At 53.3% G+C, this 23,400-nt stretch carries 17 protein-coding genes and 1 pseudogene; 12 read left to right on the top strand and 6 right to left on the bottom strand.

The window, feature by feature from the left end; genetic code table 11:
• The first annotated feature begins 8 nt into the window (after positions 1-8).
• From glpK to PXG97_RS04990, 9 genes and pseudogenes are all read left to right on the top strand, one after another.
• Positions 9-1,493: a glycerol kinase GlpK gene (gene glpK, locus PXG97_RS05030; protein ID WP_276496621.1), complete on the top strand. Its 1,485-nt coding sequence runs from the start codon at positions 9-11 to the stop codon at positions 1,491-1,493.
• A gap of 26 nt (positions 1,494-1,519) precedes the next feature.
• A pseudogene (locus PXG97_RS05025) lies at positions 1,520-2,254 on the top strand (MIP/aquaporin family protein); the annotation flags it as partial.
• A gap of 201 nt (positions 2,255-2,455) precedes the next feature.
• Positions 2,456-3,799: a glycerol-3-phosphate transporter gene (gene glpT, locus PXG97_RS05020; protein ID WP_276496619.1), complete on the top strand. Its 1,344-nt coding sequence runs from the start codon at positions 2,456-2,458 to the stop codon at positions 3,797-3,799.
• A 16-nt stretch (positions 3,800-3,815) separates the two neighbouring features.
• On the top strand, positions 3,816-7,067 hold the full coding sequence (locus tag PXG97_RS05015; protein ID WP_338088595.1) for a SusC/RagA family TonB-linked outer membrane protein: 3,252 nt from the start codon (positions 3,816-3,818) through the stop codon (positions 7,065-7,067).
• 86 nt (positions 7,068-7,153) lie between these two features.
• Positions 7,154-8,599: a SusD/RagB family nutrient-binding outer membrane lipoprotein gene (locus PXG97_RS05010; RefSeq protein WP_276496618.1), complete on the top strand. Its 1,446-nt coding sequence runs from the start codon at positions 7,154-7,156 to the stop codon at positions 8,597-8,599.
• A gap of 105 nt (positions 8,600-8,704) precedes the next feature.
• Positions 8,705-9,904, top strand: coding sequence for a phospholipase D-like domain-containing protein (locus tag PXG97_RS05005; RefSeq protein ID WP_276496617.1), 1,200 nt, complete (start codon positions 8,705-8,707; stop codon positions 9,902-9,904).
• Positions 9,905-9,922: 18 nt separating this feature from the next.
• Positions 9,923-11,344 carry a calcineurin-like phosphoesterase family protein gene (locus tag PXG97_RS05000; protein ID WP_276496616.1) on the top strand — a complete coding sequence of 474 codons (1,422 nt, stop codon included), beginning with the start codon at positions 9,923-9,925 and terminating at the stop codon, positions 11,342-11,344.
• A gap of 24 nt (positions 11,345-11,368) precedes the next feature.
• Complete coding sequence (locus PXG97_RS04995) at positions 11,369-12,283, top strand: glycerophosphodiester phosphodiesterase (RefSeq protein WP_276496615.1); 915 nt, start codon at positions 11,369-11,371, stop codon at positions 12,281-12,283.
• A gap of 55 nt (positions 12,284-12,338) precedes the next feature.
• Entirely contained in the window at positions 12,339-13,040 is a 702-nt protein-coding gene (locus PXG97_RS04990) for a GDSL-type esterase/lipase family protein (protein ID WP_276496614.1), read from the top strand.
• 70 nt (positions 13,041-13,110) lie between these two features.
• Here the strand turns inward: PXG97_RS04990 and PXG97_RS04985 are convergent, their stop codons facing one another.
• The 6 genes from PXG97_RS04985 to PXG97_RS04960 form a co-directional block, all read right to left on the bottom strand.
• Positions 13,111-13,875: a DeoR/GlpR family DNA-binding transcription regulator gene (locus PXG97_RS04985; protein ID WP_338088594.1), complete on the bottom strand. Its 765-nt coding sequence runs from the start codon at positions 13,873-13,875 to the stop codon at positions 13,111-13,113.
• Positions 13,876-14,419: 544 nt separating this feature from the next.
• A complete protein-coding gene (locus PXG97_RS04980) occupies positions 14,420-14,833 on the bottom strand; it encodes a c-type cytochrome (protein WP_276496613.1) in 414 nt (137 codons plus the stop codon).
• Positions 14,820-15,503 carry an SCO family protein gene (locus tag PXG97_RS04975; protein WP_276496612.1) on the bottom strand — a complete coding sequence of 228 codons (684 nt, stop codon included), beginning with the start codon at positions 15,501-15,503 and terminating at the stop codon, positions 14,820-14,822. Before PXG97_RS04975 ends, PXG97_RS04980 begins: the two co-directional genes overlap by 14 nt.
• Positions 15,487-15,924: a hypothetical protein gene (locus PXG97_RS04970; RefSeq protein ID WP_276496611.1), complete on the bottom strand. Its 438-nt coding sequence runs from the start codon at positions 15,922-15,924 to the stop codon at positions 15,487-15,489. Before PXG97_RS04970 ends, PXG97_RS04975 begins: the two co-directional genes overlap by 17 nt.
• 130 nt (positions 15,925-16,054) lie before the next feature.
• Positions 16,055-16,441 (bottom strand): hypothetical protein, encoded by a 387-nt coding sequence (locus PXG97_RS04965; protein WP_276496610.1) that lies wholly within the window; start codon positions 16,439-16,441, stop codon positions 16,055-16,057.
• Between the two features lie 92 nt (positions 16,442-16,533).
• A complete protein-coding gene (locus PXG97_RS04960; protein ID WP_276496609.1) occupies positions 16,534-16,959 on the bottom strand; it encodes a DUF2267 domain-containing protein in 426 nt (141 codons plus the stop codon).
• A gap of 353 nt (positions 16,960-17,312) precedes the next feature.
• On the opposite strand from PXG97_RS04960, the gene PXG97_RS04955 reads away from it, so the two are divergent.
• The 3 genes from PXG97_RS04955 (at position 17,313) to PXG97_RS04945 (ending at position 22,925) form a co-directional block, all read left to right on the top strand.
• On the top strand, positions 17,313-17,963 hold the full coding sequence (locus PXG97_RS04955) for an SIMPL domain-containing protein (protein ID WP_276496608.1): 651 nt from the start codon (positions 17,313-17,315) through the stop codon (positions 17,961-17,963).
• 311 nt (positions 17,964-18,274) lie between these two features.
• Positions 18,275-20,233 carry a DNA topoisomerase (ATP-hydrolyzing) subunit B gene (gyrB, locus tag PXG97_RS04950; RefSeq protein ID WP_276496607.1) on the top strand — a complete coding sequence of 653 codons (1,959 nt, stop codon included), beginning with the start codon at positions 18,275-18,277 and terminating at the stop codon, positions 20,231-20,233.
• Positions 20,234-20,993: 760 nt separating this feature from the next.
• A complete protein-coding gene (locus PXG97_RS04945; RefSeq protein ID WP_276496894.1) occupies positions 20,994-22,925 on the top strand; it encodes a M13 family metallopeptidase in 1,932 nt (643 codons plus the stop codon).
• Positions 22,926-23,400 lie beyond the last annotated feature (475 nt).

The raw sequence follows: 23,400 nt of genomic DNA, 5'->3' as shown, positions 1-23,400 counted from the left end.
CAGCGTCTATGCAAAAGTATATACTTGCTTTCGATCAGGGCACTACCAGTTCCAGGGCCATCGTCTTTAACCACCAGGGGGCTTTGGTCTCGGTTGCCCAGAAGGAATTTACGCAGCACTACCCCCAGCCAGGCTGGGTGGAGCATGACCCAAACGAGATTTGGTCCACGCAGATAGGCGTAGCCGCGGAGGCTATCCTGAAGGCGGGGCTCCAGGCAAAGGACATACAGGCGATAGGGATCACGAACCAGCGGGAAACCACTTTGGTGTGGGACCGGCGAACGGGGCAGGTGGTCTATAACGCTATTGTGTGGCAGGACCGCCGTACCTCCCAACTCTGCGACAGCCTGAAGGAACAGGGGCTAGAGGGGGGCATCCGGGAGAAAACAGGCCTTGTGATAGACGCTTATTTCTCAGCTACCAAAATCAAGTGGATCCTGGAGAATGTGCCTGGGGCACGGGAAAAAGCGGAAGCAGGCCACTTGGTTTTCGGGACCATAGACACCTGGCTCATCTGGAAGATGACAGACGGCAAAGTGCACGCTACGGATGTAACCAACGCTTCCCGCACGCTGCTTTACAACATTCACACATTAGCCTGGGATGAAGAGCTTCTGAGCATCTTCAACATACCAGCCAGTATGTTGCCGGAGGTAAAAGCCTCCAGCGAAATCATAGCCCATACTTCTGGGGCCCTCTTTTCAACCCAAATTCCAATTGCAGGCATCGCCGGCGACCAGCAGGCAGCGCTCTTCGGGCAGATGTGCACCAAGCCGGGTATGGTGAAAAACACCTACGGCACGGGGTGCTTCATGCTCATGAACATCGGTCAGGCCCCAATCATCTCCAAGCATAAACTGGTAACCACCATTGCCTGGAAGGTGCAGGACCAGGTGCACTATGCCTTGGAAGGAAGCATTTTTATTGCAGGAGCCGTCGTGCAGTGGCTGCGCGATGGGCTGGGCATCATCTCGTCCTCTGCAGAGGTAGAGCAACTGGCCAGTAAAGTTGCCGGTAGCGACGGCGTGTACCTGGTGCCGGCCTTTGTAGGCATGGGAGCCCCGCATTGGGACCAGCACGCACGTGGCACCATGGTGGGGATGACCAGAGGGACGACTGCGGCGCACATTGCCAGGGCGGCGTTGGAGAGCATTGCCTACCAGACCTACGAGGTGCTGAAGGCGATGGAGGCTGATGCCGGAGTCACTATCAAAGAGCTACGGGCCGACGGCGGAGCGACGGCAAACGACCTGCTCATGCAGTTTCAGGCAGACATCCTGGGCGCCAGTGTGGTGAAACCTGAGGTTACGGAAGTGACTGCGCTTGGGGCTGCCTACCTTGCCGGCTTGGCAACGGGTTTCTGGGACAGCGTGGAGGAGATACAGCAGCAGTGGAGTGTTAGCAAAAGCTTTCAGCCAAACGACAGCCTGCCTGCAGGGGAGTTGCTCAGGGGATGGCACCAGGCGGTGAAAGCAGCGAAGGCCTGGGTGTAATTTAAGATCTAGCTAAAAAATATACTTATATGTCAGCGTTTACGGCCGAGTTTGTTGGAACCATGCTTTTGATCCTGCTGGGCAATGGTGTGGTGGCCAATGTAGTGCTTAAGGGCACCAAAGGGAGCAACAGTGGGTGGATCGTGATCACCACCGGTTGGGCCCTGTCCGTTTTCACGGGGGTAGTCATTGCGGGGCCTTACAGCGGGGCGCACCTAAACCCCGCGGTGACGCTGGCCTTAGCCCTGGCAGGGAAGTTTGCCTGGGGCGACGTGGGGCTTTACGTGCTGGCGCAGTTACTGGGCGCTATGCTGGGCGCCCTGCTGGTATGGCTGCTGTACAGGCCGCACTTCGATGCCACAGAGGACGCCATCTCAAAGCTTGCCGTCTTTTGCACAGGGCCCGCCATTCGGCATCGCTTCTCCAACATCTTCAGCGAAGCGCTGGGCACCTTCGTGCTGATCTTCGTGATCTTCTATTTTACAAACCCCGAGCTGGGCGATCAGAAGACTCCGATCGGCATGGGCTCCCTGGGGGCCATTCCGGTCGCTTTTCTGGTGTGGGCGATCGGGCTGTCGCTTGGCGGTACCACAGGGTATGCCATCAACCCGGCCCGCGATCTGGGGCCAAGGATCATTCACGCCCTGATGCCCATAAAGAATAAGTGCCACAGCGACTGGGGGTACGCCTGGGTGCCGGTGGTTGGGCCTGTAGCGGGTGCAACCGTTGCCTCGCTGCTGTACATGTTACTAAAAGGTTAAGCTTCATCTGCTATTAAATGGTTTCTATATAGTTTTTTAGTTTTGCGTCTGAGATCAGATTTAAAAGGGATTCGAAATGAGTTATAACAAATCGAAGTAGATTCGGCGGAAAAGTATAGAAAGCTCCGGCAGAGACCATTGTACCGGCAAAGAATTATAAAACAGGAAGGATTATCTGACTTACAATTACAATACCTCTTTATGAAACTTATCTCACCTGCACGACATGCAGACCGCTTACCCTTGGAGCGGGTCGACCCAGAGTACAAGCGCTTGCGACTACAAGTGTTTCTGGGGATTTTTATCGGGTATGCCGGCTATTATCTGGTACGCAAAAACTTTTCGCTCGTGATGCCAGACCTGATCGAGCAGGGCTACTCTAAGGCTGACTTAGGTATAGCGCTGTCAGGTGTATCGGTGGCCTATGGCCTGAGCAAGTTCCTGATGGGCAATGTCTCTGACAGAAGTAACGCCAGGGTGTTTCTGAGCTTAGGCCTGCTTTTATCGGCACTCACCATGATTTTTATGGGAACAGTGCCTCTGGCAACAAGCAGCATCACGATCATGTTCGTGCTGCTCTTCCTGAACGGCTGGTTCCAGGGCATGGGATGGCCGCCTTGCGGGCGGGTGATGGTGCACTGGTTCTCCACCAAGGAACGAGGTACTAAAATGTCTGTCTGGAACATAGCCCATAACGTAGGCGGCGGCCTGGTCGGTCCGTTGGCGATCGCTGCAGTGGCCCTTTTCGGTACCTGGGAGAGCAAGTTATACTTTCCGGGCATGATCGCCCTGCTTTCTGCCATGGTTACCTATATGCTGGTACGCGATACCCCTCAGTCCTGTGGCCTGCCAACAATAGAGGAGTACAAGAACGACTACCCGAGCAATTATACTTCTGATCACGAGAAGGAGCTATCTGCCAAGCAAATCCTATTCGACTATGTGCTCACCAGCCGTGTGCTTTGGTACATCGCCTTTGCCAACGCCTTTGTGTACCTGGTGCGTTACGGCATCCTGGACTGGGCGCCAACCTACCTGGAAGAGGCAAAGGGCTTCTCGGTGAAAGAGACTGGCTGGGCCTACTTTGCCTACGAGTATGCCGGTATCCCGGGCACGCTCCTGTGCGGTTGGATCAGTGACAAGGTTTTCCGCGGCCGCCGTGCGCCTGCCACTATAATTTACATGGTACTGGTGCTGGTTGCTGTGCTGGTTTACTGGAAAAATCCTGCCGGTAACATCTGGGTCGATAACGCCGCCCTGATTGCCATTGGCTTTCTGATCTATGGCCCTGTGATGCTGATTGGCGTGCAGGCGCTGGACCTGGTGCCGAAGAAGGCAGCCGGAACAGCTGCCGGTTTAACGGGCTTGTTCGGGTACATGGGCGGCGCCTTGTTTGCCAATATCGCGATGGGCTTTGTAGTGGATGCTTGGGGCTGGGATGGAGGTTTTTATGTGCTGATAGCAGCTTGCGTGCTCGCGATTTTCTTTACGGCACTTACCTGGAACAAAGAAACCAAACATTACAACCATAATAAAATCGCCTAATTAAAGCTCTTGTTACATGAGAAAACATTTACCACTATCCCAGAAGGGCCGGCATCAAGTTGGCAGGGCAGCGATGCTCTCCTTGTGCCTCTGCTTAGCAGGGCCCACGTTTACAACAGAGTTGGCTGCAGCCCCTTTGTCTGAAAGGCTCGCCCAGGGCGAGAGAATTGCGGTAAGCGGAACCGTTTTGGATGATACGGACGGTATCCCCCTGCCCGGTGTATCCATTGCTGCTAACGGCACCCCTGTCGGCGTAACAAACCAGGATGGCAAGTTTCAGCTAGATGTTGAAAAGGGGGCAGTGCTTTCTTTCTCTTACATCGGCTACAAGCCTGGAAGCGTAACGGTAAACCAGCCTAACGCTAACCTTAGCATTAGGCTGCAGACGGATAACCAGCAGCTTTCTGAGGTGGTGGTAACAGCGCTTGGCATTGAGCGTGAGAAAAAAGCACTGGGTTATGCTGTGACAGAGGTAAGCGGGGAGGAGATCAACGCGGCCCGCTCCAACAACTTTGCCAGCGCCCTATCGGGTAAGGTGGCCGGCCTTAGCCTGACGCCCACCGGTGGTGGCCCGCTGAACTCTTCTGTTATCAAGTTGCGTGGCGACAACTCGCTGGACCCAACTAAAAACAAGGCACTCATCATACTGGATGGCGTACCGATGAATAGCGGCATGGAAAGCTCTGGCGTGGGCAACGCCTACCAGGCCGGTTCGGGGAGCGACGTGCCGATAGACTTCGGTAACGGTATCGCCGACATCAACCCCGATGATATCGAGTCGATCACGGTGCTGAAAGGCGCTGCCGCTGCCGCGCTTTACGGATATCGTGCTGCCAACGGTGCTTTGATCATCACCACCAAATCCGGGCGCAAGCGCAAGGGGCTTGGCGTGACGGTAAACTCCAACATCAGCTTTAACGATATTTTGAAGTGGCCAGACATGCAGTATGAGTATGGCCAGGGCAACAACGACAGAAACAAGGACGGAGACCTGTATTACTCTTATGGCCTCTCAGAGGACGGTAAGAATACTGGTAGCACGAGTAGCGCCTTCGGTCCGAAGTTCGATGGGCAGTACTACTACCAGTATGACCCGACGCTGGAGGGGCAGTCGGCGGAGCGCCAGCTGTGGAGGCCCTATAAAGACAACGTGAAAGGCTTCTTTCGTACCGGCCATACCGTATCAAACAGCGTAGCCGTGGAAGGCGGCAGTGATAAGGGCTCTGCCCGTGCCTCCCTCACCCATACAAAGAACGAGTGGATTATGCCTAATACAGGGTTTGAGCGCCTGAACGCCGCCCTGAGCGTAAACCAGAAGTTGACAGACAAGCTAACCCTGAGCTCCAAGATCAACTTCTCGCACAAGCACAGCGACAACCTGCCGGCCACAGGCTATAACAACCAGTCTATTTCCTACTTCATGATCTTCCAGAATCCGAACGTGGACCTGGCCTGGTATGAGCCAAGATGGCAAAAGGGAAAGGAGCAGATTGAGCAGATTCATCCCTTCAGCTCTTATATAGATAACCCATACCTGATTGCCTACGAGATGCTGAATGGCGTGGATAGCTATAACACCACGGGAAATATCACTGCTTCCTATGAGCTATCTCCGAAGTTTGATTTTATGGTGCGTGCGGCGATTGACATGACGAACGAGGAGCGTACCACCCGCCGCCCCTGGGACACCAAGAACTTCAGCAAAGGCTACTATAAAGAGCAGAACATCAACGACAGAGAGACCAACACAGATTTCCTGGTAACTTTTAAGGACAAGCTCTCCAGCAGCCTGGACTTCAGGGCGTCGGTAGGTGGTAACATCATGAAGACCTACCTGAACAGGACAAATGCTTCCATAGAAGGCCTTAACGTTGCGGGAACCTACACGCTTGCCAATGGCATCAACCCGATCATGACGCGAAACTCCAAAGCAGCCAAAGAAGTGGAGAGTATCTATGGCTTGGCTTCCTTCTCATACCTGGATAAAATCTTTGTGGATTTGACGGCGCGAAATGACTGGAGCTCAACGCTGCCCGTACAGAACAACTCGTTCTTTTACCCTTCTATCAGCACCAGCTTTATCCTGACCGACATCTTTACGCTGCCTCGCCAGGTATCTTACGCCAAGGTAAGGCTGTCTGCCGCAGAGGTGGGCACTGACTCCGACCCCTACCTGACCCGCAGGTATTACGACTCAAGCTTCTTCCCTGGTTCAGCCAAGATACCTACCACGCGATTTAACCCTGACTTTAAGCCGGAGCAGACCCGCAGCTACGAGGCTGGTCTCGAGTACCAGCTCTTTAACGGCCGCCTGGGCATGGACTTCGCGATCTATAAGAACGTGACCGAGAACCAGATCCTGGCAATACAACTGGATCCAACCACGGGCTACAACGATGCCATCATCAACGCCGGTAAGGTGCAGAACACCGGCATGGAGCTATCCCTGACCGGGCGCCCGGTTGAAACAGATAACTTCAAGTGGAACACCACCATCACCTGGTCCAAGAACGACAACAAGATTTTGGAGCTGTCAGAAGGCTTTGAGGAAGACGAGGAGTACATCCTGGCTGAAGGCGGTAATGCCTACATCATCGCCAAGAAAGGTGGTTCCACGGGTGACATCTACGGCTATGGCTTTGTACGCAACGAGGAAGGGAAGATCATTTACAAGAACGGCCTTCCGATACGCCCAGACGAGATATCGTACCGTGGCAATGCCTACGCCGATTGGAGAGGCGGCTTTCTGAACGAAGTTAGCTACAAAAACTTCCGCTTCAGCGCTTTGGTGGACGGGCAGTACGGCGGCATCGTTTACTCGCAGACACACCACAAGATGAGTGAGCAGGGCAAGTTGGAGCATACGCTGCGTGGCCGCGAGCAAGGCTACATCATCGGCGACGGTGTGGTGGACAACGGGGACGGTACCTACTCGCCGAACGAGGAGAAAGAAGAGAACCTGGCCGCTTATTACAAAGAGTACTATCGCCGCGCCAACGTGGAGGCCAACTCGTTTGATGCCTCTTACCTGAAGCTGCGCGAGGTGCGCCTGGAGTACAACCTGCCGAAAGCCATTCTTAGCCGCGTTAACTTCCTGCAGGGAGCCAGCCTGGCGCTGTATGGCCGTGACCTGGCCATGATCACGGACTTCCCGATGTTTGACCCGGAAGCATCCGCGCTGAACGGAAACGTGCAGATGCCAGGGGTGGAAATGGGCCAGTTGCCAACGCCGAGAACCTTTGGTTTGAACGTGAAGCTGCAGTTCTAAAAACGGCATAATAGGAAAAGTATAAAGTATAGACGCTGCTGGTAAGTATAACCCATACTTCCGGCGGCCTTTACCAGAAGAAAGACATGACAAAATATAATCGAATACTGCTGTTGTTCCTGGGCCTGAGCTGTGCCGGTGTAGCCACCACTTCCTGCTCCGACCATCTGGAAGAGTTGAACATAGACCCAAACCGGGTAGATAAGATCAACCCTGGCACGCTGCTTAATCCCATTATTTACGAGATGAGCACCTTTGGCACTTCCCGCGCCAACGCATACACTTTCGAGATCATGCAGGTGCGTGTGCCCTTCCCGAGTGCCGCCGGTGGCGAACACCGCTACGTCATCACCCAGGGGGCTGGTAACTCCACCTGGAATACCTCTTACCGTTGGCTGCTGAACGTGAAGGAAATGGAGCAGGCGGCCATAGAGGCAGAAGCTCCGAATTATCAGGCAATCGCCCTGACGCTGAAGGCCTGGATCTACTCCAACCTGACTGACGCGTTCGGGGACATCCCGATGAAGGATGCGGTAAGCGCGGAGGAAGGCATCCTGAAAGCGACGTTTGACACGCAGGAAGAAGTATACAGAACCCTGCTGGCGGACCTGGAGAAAGCCAACAGCCTCTACGACGAGGCAAAGCCTATGGCTTATGGCGTGGACATTCTGTATGGCAACAACATCCAGAATTGGCAGCGCTTCACCAACTCGCTGCGCCTGCGCCTTTTGCTGCGTGTGTCGAAGCGGGAGGAGATGAACACGTATGAGCGTATGGCGGCCATCATCAACAACCCGGCGGAAAGCCCGGTGTTTACCTCTAACAGCCAGGCTGCCATACTTCAGATCACAGGCGTGGACCCTAATATGTCGCCTTGGGGCCGCGCGAGTGACTTTACCCTCAATACCGTTGGCTCAGAGTTCTTTATTGATAACCTGAACGCTATGAACGACCCACGGGTGGAGAAGTTCTATACACCCGCCAGGTCCAGCGACGGGGTAGCTATGGGTTTTAAAGGTGTTCCCAGCGGATACGACCCGGCGCAGCAGTTTGACTACGTGCCCTCTGGCATGAACACAGAGTTAGTGACAGCGCCTATGATCTCAGTGATCATGAGCTATGCCGAGGTGGAGTTCATTAAGGCGGAGCTGGCGCAGAAAGGCATCATCAGTTCTGACGCACAGGCGCACTATCAGGCCGGTGTAACCGCCGCCATCAGGCAATGGGGGGCTGAGGTGCCGGCAGATTACTTTGAGAACCCGGCTGCCGCTTACGATGGCACATTTGAGCGCATTATGCTGCAGAAGTACCTGGCCCTGGTCTTCAACGACTACCAGCAGTGGTTCGAGTACCGACGCACTGGTCTCCCCGTGCTTCCTAAAACGGAAGTCATGGAGAACGAAAAGCAGGTGCCTGTAAGGTTTGTTTATCCGGAGGAAGTGAAAATCTACAACCGTGACAACTACGAGGCAGCCGCGAACCGCATGGGCGGCGACAACATCAACATCAAAGGTTGGTGGGAAAAAGATTAACTAGATTACGTTTAAGGTGAATTTTGCAGGCGGGGCCGCCGCGCTCCGCCTGATGTTGAACAGGTAAGGCTGCCTTTTTGGGGCAGCCTTACACAAACTTTTCCTATGCAGTACCTACGTTTACTCTTTGTTTACATTTTCTTATTCCTGATTTCTGCCTGCAGCAGCTCTGACGATGAACCCGACACCCCACAGCCGGAGCTACCTGCGGCGGCAAAACCTGTAACGGCTTCTTTCCCGGAGGCCGTGTTTACCAGCCCGGATAAGCTGTCCCGTGGGACATCCTCCACCGAGATCCTGGATCGGCTGATTGCGCTTATCGACGCCACGCCGGAAGGGGCCGAGATACACATCAGCATTTACATGTTTGATTATGCGGAACTTGTGGATGCACTGGAGAGAGCAGACGCGCGCGGCGTAAAACTGCACCTGATGCTGGACCTTAGCCGGGAAGAAAGCCAGAAAATCAACCCCTACACCATCAAGCAACTGAAAGCAAAATTATCCGAAAACGCCGAGCTTGTGGTAGTTGACAGCGACGCCGGAAGCATTGCCATCAACCATAACAAGTTCGTGCTTTTTTCTAAGGTGCTCACCCAAGCCGGTGAAGCCACGGACCTGGTGCTGCAGACCTCCCATAACTTTATACTTTCCGGCACCCGAAAAGTGCAGGATGCCGTGTTCCTTACCCACAAAGGGTTGTATGGTGCTTACCTCGGATACTGGCAGGACATGAAGCAAAGGGCACAGCAAGGCATGACGGGCTACAACTATACCGAGTATCATGACCCTGCAGCGGGTATATCGGCATACTTCCTGCCAAAGCGCCGGGAAGGCGCTGCCTACGGAGAGGACTCCATCATCGAGTTGCTACAAAAGATCACAGAGCCATCCGGAGCCGTTATCCGCATCGGCATGTCTGACTGGACCAGCTCCCGCATGAACATCGTGGAGAAGCTGGCGGAACTGCTGGACCAGGGAGCGACAATAGAGCTGGTGGTAAAGAGTAGCATCAGCGAGGACATTCTGGCCGGCTTACGCGCCCTGGAAGAGAAAGGCGCATACCTCAAAGTTTACAACATGACTGAATCCAGTAAGCTCCAGGTGAACATCCATGCCAAGTTTCTGCTGATAGAGGGTGCCTGGGAGGGAGAGAACGCCAACATAGTGATCACGGGTTCTCATAACTTCACCCAGAATGCGCTCCGCAACAACAACGAAACCATGCTGCTGCTGAAAGACCACGCACTCTACGATACCTATACCGCCTACTTCGAAGAACTGAAAGCAATCCCTGGCTTATAAAACTTTACTTACTGCATCATGAAAAGAAGAGACTTCATCAATAACGTTCTACTACTGTCGGGCGGATTGGTACTTAGCGCAGAGGCCGCCTTTGGCCTCGATACAGGCGTTAAGGCAAAAGTTAAAGGCACTGTGAAAGCCCATGGCAAGGGCCTGGCGAATATTGCTGTTTCCGATGGCTACCATGTGGTGCAAACAAATGCCAGGGGTAAGTATAAACTGCCTGTCAACAGCAAGGCCGAGTTTGTGTTCCTCTCCATTCCAGCGGGATATGCGTTGCCAAACGAAAATGGAATTGCCAAACACTACCAGCGCCTATCAGAAGGCAGTGGCCGCTATGATTTTGAGCTGACAAAGCTGGAGCAGGACGACACAAACCATAGGTTTATAGTATGGGCAGACCCGCAGGTAAAGAACCAGGAGGACGTGCGACAGATGCTGACACAATCCATGCCCGACGTGCAGCAACTGGTGCAGTCGTTTGGGGCGGGCGCGCTGGTGCACGGCATAACAGTAGGCGACATAGTGTGGGATGAGCATGAGCTCTTCGAGAAGTATGACGAAGCAGTGGCAGGAACAGGCATACCGTTCTTCCAGGTGTTGGGCAACCATGATATGGACCTGAACCAGGGAGGGGATGACGTTTCCGACAAGACGTTCAAAAAGATGTACGGCCCCACTTACTACTCCTTTAACAGAGGCAAAGTGCATTATGTAGTGCTGGATGACGTGCGCTACCTGGGTGAGGGGAAAAAGTATGACGGCCACGTGTCGCAGCAGCAGCTGGATTGGCTGAAGAAAGACCTGGCCTTCGTGCCGAAGGATCACCTGGTAGTGCTATCGGCCCACATTCCCATACATCGTGGGGTAGAAAACAAGCAGGAACTGCTGGATATACTCAAGGGCTACCAGGTGCATATCATGAGTGGCCATACGCACTTTAACCAGAACATAGCAGGGGAGGGAGTATACGAGCACATACACGGCACCCTTTGCGGCGCCTGGTGGACGGGGCCTATCTGCAGCGACGGCGCCCCCAGGGGCTATGGCGTGTACGAGGTAAATGGCAACGAGCTCAGCTGGTACTACAAGTCTACAGGACAGGAAAAAGCCCACCAACTGGTTGTGCATGTGGAGGAGCAGGACGGCCAGAAGAACATGGTTGCCAACGTGTGGAACTGGGACCCGGAGTGGAAGGTAGAGTGGTGGGCTGACGGCGACTACATGGGCACGCTGCAAAACACGGAGGGCTTCGATCCCATGGCCTACAACCTATACTTCGGGAAGCAACTCCCAGAGAAGCGCGGTTTCGCTGAACCATACGAGACAGACCACCTCTTCAAAGCCTCGCTCACCCCGGACGTGAAAACAGTGAAAGTAGTGGCGACAGACCGCTTCGGGCACACGTATGAACAGGCCGCCGATGCTAGAATTTCCTAACACCCTTATAGCTTAACCAAGTACATGAAGAGATTTTTAAGTATAGCCCTGGCCACCCTTATACTTGCCAGTGGCTGCAAGAGTAGCGAAAACACCTCTCAGCAGAAGGTGCCCCTGCCTGCTTTTGATACGGAGGGGCACCGTGGCGCACGGGGGCTGATGCCAGAAAACACGATCCCGGCCATGATCAAAGCGATAGAGCTGGGGGTGACGACAATTGAAATGGACTGCCACGTTACCAAAGATGGCAAAGTCGTGGTCACACACGATCCGCATATCAATCATCTGTATGCGCTAAGGCCTGATGGCAGCGATTTCACAAAGGAGCAAAGCCAGGCATATACCGTGTATCAGATGGACTATGCGGAGGTGCGCCAGTTTGATACCGGCTCCAAACAGTATGAGCTGTATCCGAGGCAGCAAAAGATGGAGGCACATATTCCGCTGCTGTCCGAGTTGATTGACTCCGTGCAAACTTACCTGAAGGCTAACAACCTGCCACAGGTGTTCTACAACATCGAAGTCAAATCAAAAGAAGGGAAAGACAACGAGTACCATCCAGCCCCGGCTGAGTTTACCAAGCTGGTGGTGGAGGTTGTGGAGCAGAAGAACATCACTCCTTACGTGATTATACAGTCTTTTGACAAACGCGCGCTGCAGGCGCTGCACCGGCAGTACCCGCACATCAGGGCCTCCCTGCTGGTGAGCAACCAGGATAGCTTTGAGGAGAACCTGGAGCAGCTGGGTTTCACGCCGGATGTGTACAGCCCCAACTATAAGCTCGTAACCGAGGACCTGGTAAGGAAGTGCCACGAACGCGACATTAAGCTTGTGCCCTGGACGGTGAACACAGCGGAAGAGATAGCCCGGCTAAAGGCGATGGGAGTAGACGGTATCATCTCAGACTACCCAGACCTGTTTGTGGAGCAGGGGCTGTAGTTGCTCTCTCACTCATAAGATTAAGACAATCCGAAAACACAAAGCAATTCAACGTATGAGCCTACTAACTAAGTTTGTGTGGGGCGGCTTTCTGGCAGTTACGGCAGTTGTGCTGCCGGGCAAAGGCATGGCGCAGGAAGTAGCCGCCTGGGACAGTACCTACCGCCCCGCCACGTACCAGGTGCAGGTAGATCAGTTCCGTGCTTACCCCAACTCCCGAAAGGATATTATTTTTTTAGGCAACAGCCTGACCGCTCACCCTGACTGGAGTGAGCTGCTAGAACTGAAGCACGCAAAGAATAGAGGTATATCCGGTGATATCACGTACGGTGTGCTGGAGCGCTTAGACGAGGTGACGGAAGGTAAGCCAGCCAAAATATTCCTGCTGATCGGGATCAACGACATTTCCCGAAACATCCCTGACAGTTTGATCCTGAATAACTATAAAAAGATCATCCGTAGGATCAAGGCGGAGAGCCCGTCCACGAAGCTGTACGTCCAGACGTTGCTGCCTACCAACAACAGCTTTACCAAGTTTAAGCGGCACTACAACCGTGAGGAGAATGTGTCGTGGCTCAATAGCGAGCTGAAAAAGCTGGCTGCCGCTGAAAACATCACGCTCATAGACCTGCATCCGGAATTTGCCGACAGCGAGGGCCGCCTGGTAGAGGCTTATACTCATGATGGGCTGCACCTGACCCATGAAGGTTATCAAAAGTGGGCAGAGGTCCTTAAAAAAGGGAAGTACCTGAAGTAGCGTATGCCCATTAGCACCCTAACAGAAAAGCCTGCTCATGTAGCAGGCTTTTCTGTTAGGGTAGGGAGCATTAAACAATCGTTACTTTAATGCCCATGCCCTCTAAGGTTCTTACCACATAATCCGAGACACCCTTATCTGTGATAATTTGGTCCACATCCTCGAACCCGCATATTTTGCCAAAGCCTCTCTTGCCAAACTTGGTGGAGTCAGCCAACACAATGGTTTTCTGGGCCGCTTTGATCATCTGCCGGTTCAGGTGCGCCTCCATCACATTGGTGGTGGTCAACCCAAACTCCAGGTCAACCCCATCCACTCCTAAGAACAGCTTGCTGAAAGAAAAATCATTCAGGATGCTTTCGGCATAAGGACCGGTAACAGAAGAAGAGCTTTTCCTCACCAGGCCACCCAGCTGAATCACCTCAATCTCCGGGTGCCGGATCAGCTCCAGGGCCACGTTCAACGCAGAGGTGATGACGGAGAGGCTTCCTTTGGGCTGGATATTCTTTGCGAGCGCCAGCACTGTGGTGCCTGAGGCGATCAACACAGAGTCGTTGGGTTGCAGCAACTTGGCAGCGGCAGTCCCAATCTGCATCTTCTCCGTAGACTGGATCTTTTCCTTTTCGTTTACGGAGCGATCAGTGGTGTAAGGGTTGTTCAGCGTGGCGCCACCGTGGGTTCTAAACAACAGCCCTTTGTCCTCCAGTAGCTTCAGGTCTTTTCGGATCGTAACAGAGGATACGTCCATGTCTGTGCATAGATCTGCCACATTTACCTTGCCTTCCTGCTGCAGTTTAGAGATAATCTTTTGGTGTCTTTCAGCTATGTTGATCATGAGTTTTGAAGAAGCTCTTTGGAATATCTGGCTACAACAAGCCCGATGGGGAGATGTTTTTGTACCACTGGAGCACTATACTTAACCCTTAAGCGAATATACTAAAATTACTGTATTTATTTAACAGGAACAGGGCTAACGCTCCAAAGATATTGTTGCTGCAGTGCAAATAAGATGCACCGCGGTGCTGTAAGAGGGAATGTTGCCCACAGGCTACCGGCTACAAATACATTGCGGTGCATCGCTGCAGCCCAGCAGCTACCCGTCAAGCTTCGCAACTTTACGAATTGTCTAAGGCGCTGGCGTGGCTGATATGCGAATGGCTACAAGTATAAAATGCTGTCGGCAAGGTGGAGGGTAAAGTAAGCCTGTCGAAGTATCCCTTGAAAAGGCGGGGGTATTGGAGTACAAAATGGTAGGACCTAGAAGGCCAGGGGAGCCTACCAGGTCCTGTTACGCAACCTTTCGGGATGCGCGGTAAGCTGTGGCGAGGCTGTTTGGAGGAAGCGGAACAGTTTGCCACAACCAAAAGTATAGCCATGGCTTACTGTTGAGGTGGGCAAGCCTCCAGCAGCTTCTCTACCTCAGGCATGGTGTAGCGCTGGTTGTTGTTGCCGAAGTTCGTCTGGATGTAGTTGAGCAGGTTCGTGATGTGGTCAGCCCGCAGGCTCTCCACACCAGGCATCTCTTTGTTATACTCCACCCCGTTCACCACAATAGAGCCAGCCATGCCGTGGCGGATAATGCAGGGAAGGGCATCACGGTGCTCCTGCAGGTAATCGGCCTGAGCCAGCGGCGGGATAAGGCCCTTAAGGCCGCTGCCGTCCTCCATGTGGCAGCTCTGGCAGTGGGTTTCGTAGAGGCGCTTGCCCTCGTCTTTTTTCTTTGTAAAGCACTGGGTAAGGGTGGTGAGGGCAAATGCCCCCATAGCCACCATTACAAGCCTATTTTTTCTCATCTTTCTTCTCGTTCAGCAGCAGCGGAATGTCCTGTATCAGCTTGTCTACCGACTCCTCTTTGGTGCCGTCGTAGATGCCGCGGACGTGGCGCTGGCCGTCTACCAGAATAAAGTGGCCACCATGGGTAAAGCCGCCCTCAGCCCCCTCGTCCTCCTGGGCCGGCACCAGGTACTGCATGGCAATGTCGTAGATGCTGTCTTTGTCGCCCGTAAGCAGGTGCCATTTCTCTGACTCAATCCCCAGCCTGTCGGCATAATCCTTCAAGACTGCCACGGTATCGTGCGCCGGGTCTATGGAGTGGGAGAGGAGTACGATGTTCGGGTTCTCCTTGTAAGCCTCGTACACGCGCAGCATCTGCGTCTTCATTTTAGGGCAAATGGTAGGGCAGCTGGTGAAGAAGAAGTCCGTTACGTAGATCTTACCGGCTACCGTTTCCTGGGTCACGCGCTGGCTGTCCTGATCCACAAATGTGAAGTCCGGTATCTGGTGGTAGATGGTGTCCACCACGGTCTCGCCATTTACAGTGCGCTCCACAGGCTCGCGTTCGCCGTAGATAGGCAGTGCGTTTTCTTTGGTGCTGCTGTCGCAGCCGTAGAAGGCAGTGGAGGCCAGGGTGAGGGCCGCTACCGCCAGTCCGCTTTTCAGGCTCAGCTTATTTTTCTTGCTCATATTTCTTTACGGTTGTCTGGGCAGCCTCAATGGTGCTGTCCATGATGGTTTGTACGCGTTCTACTTTTACTAACTCCTGCTGCAGGTAGTCCATGGCCTGCTCGTGCTGCAGCGTGTCGGGGGCACTGTACTGGCGCATCCACTGCATCATGGCCTCATCGGCTTTGTTTAGCCCGCTAATTTCCTGCTCCAGGGCAAGTACGGTGGTGCTGTCAGTTTGCTGCTGCGCCTCCAGTGTGTCGCGCATGCTGCGCAGGGTGCGGCGTAGCTTATAGATGTCTCCCATGCGGGCCATGGCCTCGTCGTGGATAGCCATAACTTTTGTCTCCAGCTCCGTTTTCTCCTCCTCTCCGGATGCTCCGCTCTGGCAGGCGCCCAGTATGGCAAGTGGCAGGGCCAAAAGTAAGATATGTCTTTTCATTATGGTCTTGTGAAGTATAGGGGCAGTACCAGTTGCGCTGGCTTGCCCTTTGTTTTAAAATGATTCTACTGGCAAAAAGGTTTATACTTTGGCAAAGCCGTAGGGGCGGTTAAGTGCCGCAAGTTGTGCTTTATGCCTGCCGGGGCGGATGGAAAGGAGAAGGGAGTACGGCCGTAGGGATGCCGGGTACAGGCATGGCAGGGGGCGCAGAGGCTGCCGTGGCAAAAAATGCTGGGAACAGCACAAGCGCATGCGGCACGTCCTCCACAGGCTGATAGGCAGCTATAAGGTGTTGCATCGCTTCTTTCTGCTGCGCTGGCTGGCCCAGCCGTGCCATGTTTTTGCGCAGCTGGCATTTGCCGTGGCACTCCAGTTCGGGCTTATCGCGGTTAAGGCAGAGCACCTCCGAGATATAGGCATAGTCCAGTTGGTACTGCACCACCGGCGCCAGGTAGCGGAAAGTTGCCAGGAGATAGACAACCAGAAAGCCAAGGCCGATCACATAGCTTCGCCACATGCCGCAAAGGTATGGCGGCGGGCCGGCAACTGCAAGTATAAAAAAGGCCCGGCTATAGGCCGGGCCTCTGTTGGCTGATGGGGCAAAATGCCTTACGCAGGCACCGTGATTTCGGAGTGCAGCGCCTGTGCCACCTGCTTGTACTGCCCCTCGGATATGTGGTCGCGCAGGAAGCTCATCACATCCTGGTAGGCATAGTAGGCGTGGTCCAGGGTAGGGAAATCGGCCTGGTCTGCGCCCGAGTCCTTGCTGCGGATATACTCCAGCCACTCGTCCTCGTGGCGGATGCGCACCGGGTCGTGCAGCGAGAAGCCGTCGAAGTAAATGCCTTTCCAGATTAGGGGGAGCTGCGCACCCAGGTGAACTGCCTCTCCCGGCTGGATGCGATCGCGGATAGCGTGCAGCACTGCCCTGAAAATGCGGGCCGCCTTCTGCTCATCATCTATGCCCAGGTAAGTGCACAGCCTGTTCAGCCACGTCTTTCCGTCTTTCACGTAAGTTTCAAAATTCATTGCCATAGTTTGTTTTCATTTTAGATGGAACATACATTCTTAAAAAACGAAGCCCCGGCGTCAGGGTTATGCTGCGCGGTAATCGGCTAAAGGTCAGCTTTTGCCATTTGGAGAAGGCAAGGAAAGCAGCGGCAGGAGAAGTAGCACTTATCGGACAGCCTGAACTAATTCCCCTCCCCAGGCAGGTACAGCACCAACAAGATGTGCAGCAACAGTCTATCCCAGGCCTTGGTGCTAACGCAAGCCTGTGGTTTTGATAGAGGGTATAACGCGTAGAAATTTTGGCTGTAACAATGGCTGCAGGTGAAGTGCGGCATGTTTTTCGTTAACGAAACGATAGATAACAACTACCTATAACTATGAGAAGAATGAACGTATGGGTATGCTCGGCCTTGCTTGGCTTAGGTGCCCTCAGCAGCTGTGAGACCCGATCTGCCGCAGAGGAAGAGAACTACCTGCAGGTAATAGGCGAGTATGAGCAGCAGATGCCGGAGGCCGGATACCGCCTGAACCTGTCTTATAACGGGCCTATGCACATGCGCCCTGCCTTTACCCGTTGGGCCGACTCGCTACAGCAGGTGGTGCCGAGTATGGTGCTGATGAATGACAATACCTACCTCAACTACATGCCCGAACAAATGGGGCAGGAAAAGATCAGGCCAGGCATGTTCCAGACCAGTGTGACGTATAACCTGGTGGTGCCCGACAGCGCCACCTACGGCCGCATCATCCAGAGCGCTCTGGACCACAATTTCCCCTTCAACATGAACGTGACGGGCACCTTTGTAGAGCCTGAGCGCAAACAGGAGCTGCAACAGGAGCTGATGCAGAAAGCTTTGGAGAACGCAAAGGCCAAGCTGAACTTCCTGAGCGGAGAAAAGAAGTATGAGGTTGTGGGCGTGGAGGAGCTGGATAACATGCAGCCCTATGGCCCGGAATACTATGAGTTTAACCGCAAAATGTTGGCCCGGGTAAAGGTAAAGGCCAGGCTCTCAGACGGTGCGGATTAACTGTGCTCAAACTAGCTTTAACTCATTTTTTAGGGGGTAGAGCGCAATATATTTTACCAGCAAAGGCAGCGCGCAAAGCATCCCGAAGATGAAGCTTTGCGCGCTGCCGTGTTTTTTGTGTTTTAGGGGAAGATAATGCTTTTAGAGGCACTATTTAGGTGTGTAAATTGTTAAAAATTAGTAATTTATGCTTCGGTAGGTAGCCTGCTGAAAGTAGTGCCGGAGGCAAGCCAAGGGTGCTGCTTTCAAAAGTATAGTTTAAACGAAATAAAAGTGGTAATTTTACCTATTAAATCTACCCTGATACACAAATGAGTGAAGTAGAAGAAAAATCATTAGCAAACGATTATTCAGCAAATAGTATCCAGGTACTGGAGGGGCTCGAAGCAGTTCGGAAGCGTCCTGCCATGTATATCGGAGACATCGGCATCAAAGGCCTGCACCACCTGGTGTGGGAGGTAGTGGATAACTCTATCGACGAGGCTCTGGCAGGCCACTGCGACGAGATCAACGTAACCATCAACCCGGATAATTCCATCACGGTGTCCGACAACGGGCGTGGTATTCCGACAGATTTTCACCAAAAGGAGGGCCGTTCTGCCCTGGAGGTGGTGATGACGGTGCTGCATGCCGGTGGTAAGTTCGACAAGGACACTTACAAGGTTTCTGGTGGTCTGCACGGTGTGGGTGTTTCCTGCGTAAACGCGCTTTCCACTGACCTGCACGTAACGGTGCACCGCAAAGGCAAAATATACGAACAGCATTATAACATTGGCGTGCCGGCCTACCCGGTGCGTGAAATTGGCGAGACCGACAAGACCGGTACTATCGTCACGTTTCAGCCGGATGCCTCGATCTTCACGAGCACGGAGTACAAGTATGACACCATTGCCAGCCGCCTGCGCGAACTGGCCTTCCTGAACAAAGGCATCCGCATTAACCTGAAGGACCTGCGCGAGGTGAACGAGCAGGGCGAGCCGCTGAACGATACTTTCTTCTCGGAAGGCGGCCTGAAGGAGTTTGTGACGTACCTGGACGAGACACGCGAGAACCTGATTCCGGAGCCGATCCACGTGGAAAGCGAGAAGAACGGAGTGCCGGTGGAGATCGCTCTGCAGTATAACACATCTTATGCTGAGAACATCTTCTCCTATGTGAACAACATCAACACCATTGAAGGGGGTACGCACGTGGCAGGCTTCCGCCGCGCCCTGACCCGTACCTTGAAGACCTATGCCGAGAAATCAGGTATGTTGGATAAGGTGAAGGTGGATATCAACGGCGACGACTTCCGCGAAGGCTTAACGGCAGTTATCTCCGTGAAGGTGGCTGAGCCGCAGTTCGAGGGGCAGACCAAGACCAAGCTGGGTAACTCTGAGGTGTCCGGTGCCGTGGATACGGCCGTGGGCGAGATGCTGAACCAGTACCTGGAGGAGAACCCGAAAGAGGCCCGCACGATTGTAAACAAGGTGATTCTTGCCGCCCAGGCCCGCCACGCTGCCCGCAAGGCTCGCGAAATGGTACAACGCAAGAGCGTACTATCCTCCACCAGCTTACCCGGTAAACTGGCTGACTGCTCGGACAATAACCCCGAAAACTGTGAGATTTACCTGGTGGAAGGGGACTCTGCGGGTGGTTCCGCCAAGCAGGGCCGTAACCGCCGCTTCCAGGCTATTCTGCCGTTACGCGGTAAAATCCTGAACGTGGAGAAAGCCCAGGAGCACCGCATCTACGAAAACGAGGAGATCAAGAACATGATCACCGCCTTTGGTGTGAGCTTCGGTACCGCTGACGATGACAAGGCGCTGAACCTGGAGAAGCTGCGTTACCACAAGATCATCATCATGACGGACGCCGACGTGGACGGGTCACACATCCGGACCCTTATCCTGACGTTCTTCTTCCGTTACATGAAAGAGTTGATCGAGAAAGGGTACATATATATTGCCCTGCCTCCGCTATACCTGGTGAAGAAAGGCAAGGAAGAGCGTTATTGCTGGAGCGAGCAGGACCGCCTTGAGGCGATTCAGGAGCTGGGCAAAGGCCGTGAGGAGAGCGTGAACGTACAGCGCTACAAAGGTCTGGGTGAGATGAACCCGGAGCAGCTGTGGGTTACAACCATGAACCCGGACGGCAGAAGCCTGAAGCAGGTGACGATAGAGTCAGCCGCTGAAGCCGACCACCTGTTCTCGATGCTGATGGGCGACGAGGTAGGTCCTCGCCGTGACTTTATCGAGCGAAACTCTAAATACGCCCGCGTAGACGTGTAAAAGTTTCGGCTTTTGAAATAACTAAGAGCGGCGGCCATACTTTAAAGTATGGCCGCCGCTTTTTTTGTTGAAGCCGCAAATTGAGTGAAGATCTGTAGTGGGAGTAGGTACTCCTGCTTTTTTTAGTTGGCTTTAGTATCTAATCAATAGATGAAGGAAGTATAAGTGATTTAAATTTAGGCATTGAAGAAGCCCGGCAAGCCATACTGGAGTACCTGAGCGCAACGGCTCAACACGGAAAAGAAGTTGATAGTAACTTCAGAATCGCCACCTGAAGACATACTATCAAAAGTATAAACAGCATGGTTAGCATAACTTACAAGTCATATCCAGCTACACCCCGCTCGCTGCTTGCCCTAATCTGTTGCCACCCCAATTAAACCTTCCCTCAGAATCCCGCTCTAACACACCGGAAGCAGCCAGAGCACATACTTCAAGGCCTTGCTTTTATATTGCTATACTTATAAGAATGAATTTTATAGGAGCTAAGCTTGTTGAAAAAGCACAAAAGCTGTTAAAACACTAAAATGTATATATAGTTAGTGTTTTAAGTCTTAATTTTAGAATCTGAGGAGACTGTAAAGGTCGCTCCGGTCATTAACCTAAACTTTACAACCTAAAACAACCTTCGATGAAAAACATGTCGAACTGGAAAAATCACCTGAGACTACTACTTTTCGGGGCTGCTGTGCTGTATGGCGCAGAGGCTACTGCGCAGCAAGGCGCTGCAACTAAATCGCCTTTTATCGATAAGACCAACATGGACCTATCGGTGAAGCCAGGCGACGATTTTTATTCCTATGCCAGCGGTGCCTGGCTCCGTAGCAACCCTGTGCCGGCCAAGGAAACACGTTGGGGCAGCTTTAACCTGCTGCGCGAGTTTAACATCCAGGCCGTGAAAGACATTCTGAATGAGGCTGCGGCCGACAAAAACGCCCCGGCTGGCTCCGTTAACAAGCGTGTAGGCGACTTCTACGCCTCTGCCATGGACAGCGCCGCTATCGATAAGCTGGGCTACAAGCCAATCAAGAAAGACCTGAAGAGAGCCGGCAAGGTGAAAAACGTTCAGGGTGTGCTAAATGAGGTGGCTTACCAGCGTACTTCTGGCGTGGGCTCTCCGATGTTCGGCTTCTACGTAGGTCAGGACCGCAAGGATCCGAACACTATGATCCCGCAGTTAAGCCAGGGCGGCACTACCTTACCAGACCGCGACTACTACTTGAAGGATGACGCGCGTACACAGAAGATCCAGGAGGCTTACAAAACCTACATCACCAAGCTGTTCACGCTAACCGGTACCTCTGAGGCCAAGGCGAAACAGCACGCGGAGACTATCTTTAACCTGGAGAAAAAGCTAGCCACGGCGCAAATGGCCCGCGTAGAGATGCGCGACCCGTACAAAACTTACAACAAGTTTGCCGTTGCCGACTTCAGCAAGACCACGTCTAACATAAACTGGCAGCCGCTGATGGCCAAAATGAAGGTGACGGGCGAGGACACCATTCTGGTGAACAACCCGAAGTTCTTTACCGACCTGAACGACCTGCTTGCGGCTACGCCAATTGCTGACTGGCAGACGTACCTGCAGTGGAACGTGCTGAAATCAGCGGCTCCTTACCTAAGCACTCCGTTTGCAGATGCCAACTTTGCCTATTCGCAGGCGTTGAGCGGCCAGAAAGTGCAGACCCCACGCTGGCAGCGCATGTCGCAGCTGACTGACAACACCATTGGCGAGTTGCTGGGCCAGCTGTATGTGCAAAAGCACTTTAAGCCAGAGGCAAAGGCCAGAATGAACGAGATGATCGCCAACCTGATCAAGGCGTACGAGATCCGCATCAACAAACTGGACTGGATGAGCGCTGCCACGAAAGAGAAAGCGCTGGCTAAACTGCATGCCTTCCGTCCGAAAGTAGGCTATCCGGATAAGTGGGAAACCTATGATGGTTTGGAGATCAAGCGTGATGCTTTCTTTGAAAACGTGCGTAACTCCGGCGAGTGGGGCTATAATAAGATGGTGAGCCAGTTGGGCAAGCCGGTAGACCGTGAGCGCTGGGGCATGACGCCACCGACTGTGAACGCATACTATAGCCCGGTGATGAACGAGATCGTGTTCCCGGCGGGTATCCTGCAGTTCCCGTTCTTCGACCCGAACGCGGATGACGCGGTGAATTACGGTGGTATCGGTGCTGTGATCGGCCATGAGATCTCCCACGGCTTCGACGATTCTGGTAGCCAGTATGATAAAGACGGCACGCTGCGCAACTGGTGGCAGGAAGAAGACCTGGCTAAGTTCAAGGCAAAGGCTAAGTTGCTGAAAGAGCAGTACGATGGCTACACCGTGCTGGACTCTATCAACGTGAATGGCCAGCTGACACTGGGTGAAAACATCGGTGACTTAGGTGGCCTGGCGGGCGCTTACGAGGCTTTCAAAATGACAAAGCAGGGACAGTCTGATGAGAAGATCGACGGCTTTACGCCGGATCAGCGCTTCTTCCTGTCTTGGGCACAGGTATGGAGAGGCAATATCCTGCCAGAGGCCGCTGCCCAGCAGATCGTAACCGACCCACACTCACCGGGCCAATACAGAACGGTTGGTCCGCTGGTGAACATGGATGCCTGGTACGAGGCCTTTAACGTGCAGCCTGGTGACAAGCTCTACAAAGCTCCGGAAGAGAGAATCAGAATCTGGTAATCCGGATCTGACACAAGTATAACCAATGAGAAGCCGCTCTGGAAGTATAACCGGAGCGGCTTCTCTGTTTTATTGCCCCTTATAAGTATAGCGAACGCCTAGCTTGTAGCCGGGCTATGCTTATTATGAATCTGCCATTTGGTTTCTGCGGACAAGGGAAGTATAAGTTAGCAGGTGCTTCGCTCCTGAAAGGAGCAGGGATAATTCATTCTGATAAATTCGTTTGTTTGCTATGGCGGGAGCGTCCACGCTCCGGACTGTCTACAGTTGGGCCTCTGGCCCAGTCGGGTGGCAAATCCGACATGATAATAAGGCACGGGTTATAAACCCGCGCCAGCAAATAGGTTTATACTTTGTAAGGACAGATCGCGAACTGTCCGCTCAGAGGCAGGAGCTGTGAAACTTTTTCTTCAGCGAGAGTCATGAGAGGCTTTCACCTGGGGGCGGGGTGGATTATCCGCACCTTAGGGTTATA

Source organism: Pontibacter litorisediminis, from assembly GCF_029360645.1.
In the GTDB taxonomy this organism is placed as follows: Bacteria; Bacteroidota; Bacteroidia; order Cytophagales; family Hymenobacteraceae; genus Pontibacter; species Pontibacter litorisediminis.
The sequence above is the reverse complement of the archived record's forward strand: the minus strand, read 5'-3'. Positions and strand labels throughout refer to the sequence as shown.

Bases quoted from the DNA above. Each gene is read 5' to 3' on its own strand.
- glpK (WP_276496621.1), top strand. From the start codon at position 9: ATGCAAAAGTATATACTTGCTTTCGATCAGGGCACTACCAGTTCCAGG.
- glpT (WP_276496619.1), top strand. From the start codon at position 2,456: ATGAAACTTATCTCACCTGCACGACATGCAGACCGCTTACCCTTGGAG.
- PXG97_RS05015 (WP_338088595.1), top strand. From the start codon at position 3,816: ATGAGAAAACATTTACCACTATCCCAGAAGGGCCGGCATCAAGTTGGC.
- PXG97_RS05010 (WP_276496618.1), top strand. From the start codon at position 7,154: ATGACAAAATATAATCGAATACTGCTGTTGTTCCTGGGCCTGAGCTGT.
- PXG97_RS05005 (WP_276496617.1), top strand. From the start codon at position 8,705: ATGCAGTACCTACGTTTACTCTTTGTTTACATTTTCTTATTCCTGATT.
- PXG97_RS05000 (WP_276496616.1), top strand. From the start codon at position 9,923: ATGAAAAGAAGAGACTTCATCAATAACGTTCTACTACTGTCGGGCGGA.
- PXG97_RS04995 (WP_276496615.1), top strand. From the start codon at position 11,369: ATGAAGAGATTTTTAAGTATAGCCCTGGCCACCCTTATACTTGCCAGT.
- PXG97_RS04990 (WP_276496614.1), top strand. From the start codon at position 12,339: ATGAGCCTACTAACTAAGTTTGTGTGGGGCGGCTTTCTGGCAGTTACG.
- PXG97_RS04985 (WP_338088594.1), bottom strand. From the start codon at position 13,875: ATGATCAACATAGCTGAAAGACACCAAAAGATTATCTCTAAACTGCAG.
- PXG97_RS04980 (WP_276496613.1), bottom strand. From the start codon at position 14,833: ATGAGAAAAAATAGGCTTGTAATGGTGGCTATGGGGGCATTTGCCCTC.
- PXG97_RS04975 (WP_276496612.1), bottom strand. From the start codon at position 15,503: ATGAGCAAGAAAAATAAGCTGAGCCTGAAAAGCGGACTGGCGGTAGCG.
- PXG97_RS04970 (WP_276496611.1), bottom strand. From the start codon at position 15,924: ATGAAAAGACATATCTTACTTTTGGCCCTGCCACTTGCCATACTGGGC.
- PXG97_RS04965 (WP_276496610.1), bottom strand. From the start codon at position 16,441: ATGTGGCGAAGCTATGTGATCGGCCTTGGCTTTCTGGTTGTCTATCTC.
- PXG97_RS04960 (WP_276496609.1), bottom strand. From the start codon at position 16,959: ATGGCAATGAATTTTGAAACTTACGTGAAAGACGGAAAGACGTGGCTG.
- PXG97_RS04955 (WP_276496608.1), top strand. From the start codon at position 17,313: ATGAGAAGAATGAACGTATGGGTATGCTCGGCCTTGCTTGGCTTAGGT.
- gyrB (WP_276496607.1), top strand. From the start codon at position 18,275: ATGAGTGAAGTAGAAGAAAAATCATTAGCAAACGATTATTCAGCAAAT.
- PXG97_RS04945 (WP_276496894.1), top strand. From the start codon at position 20,994: ATGGACCTATCGGTGAAGCCAGGCGACGATTTTTATTCCTATGCCAGC.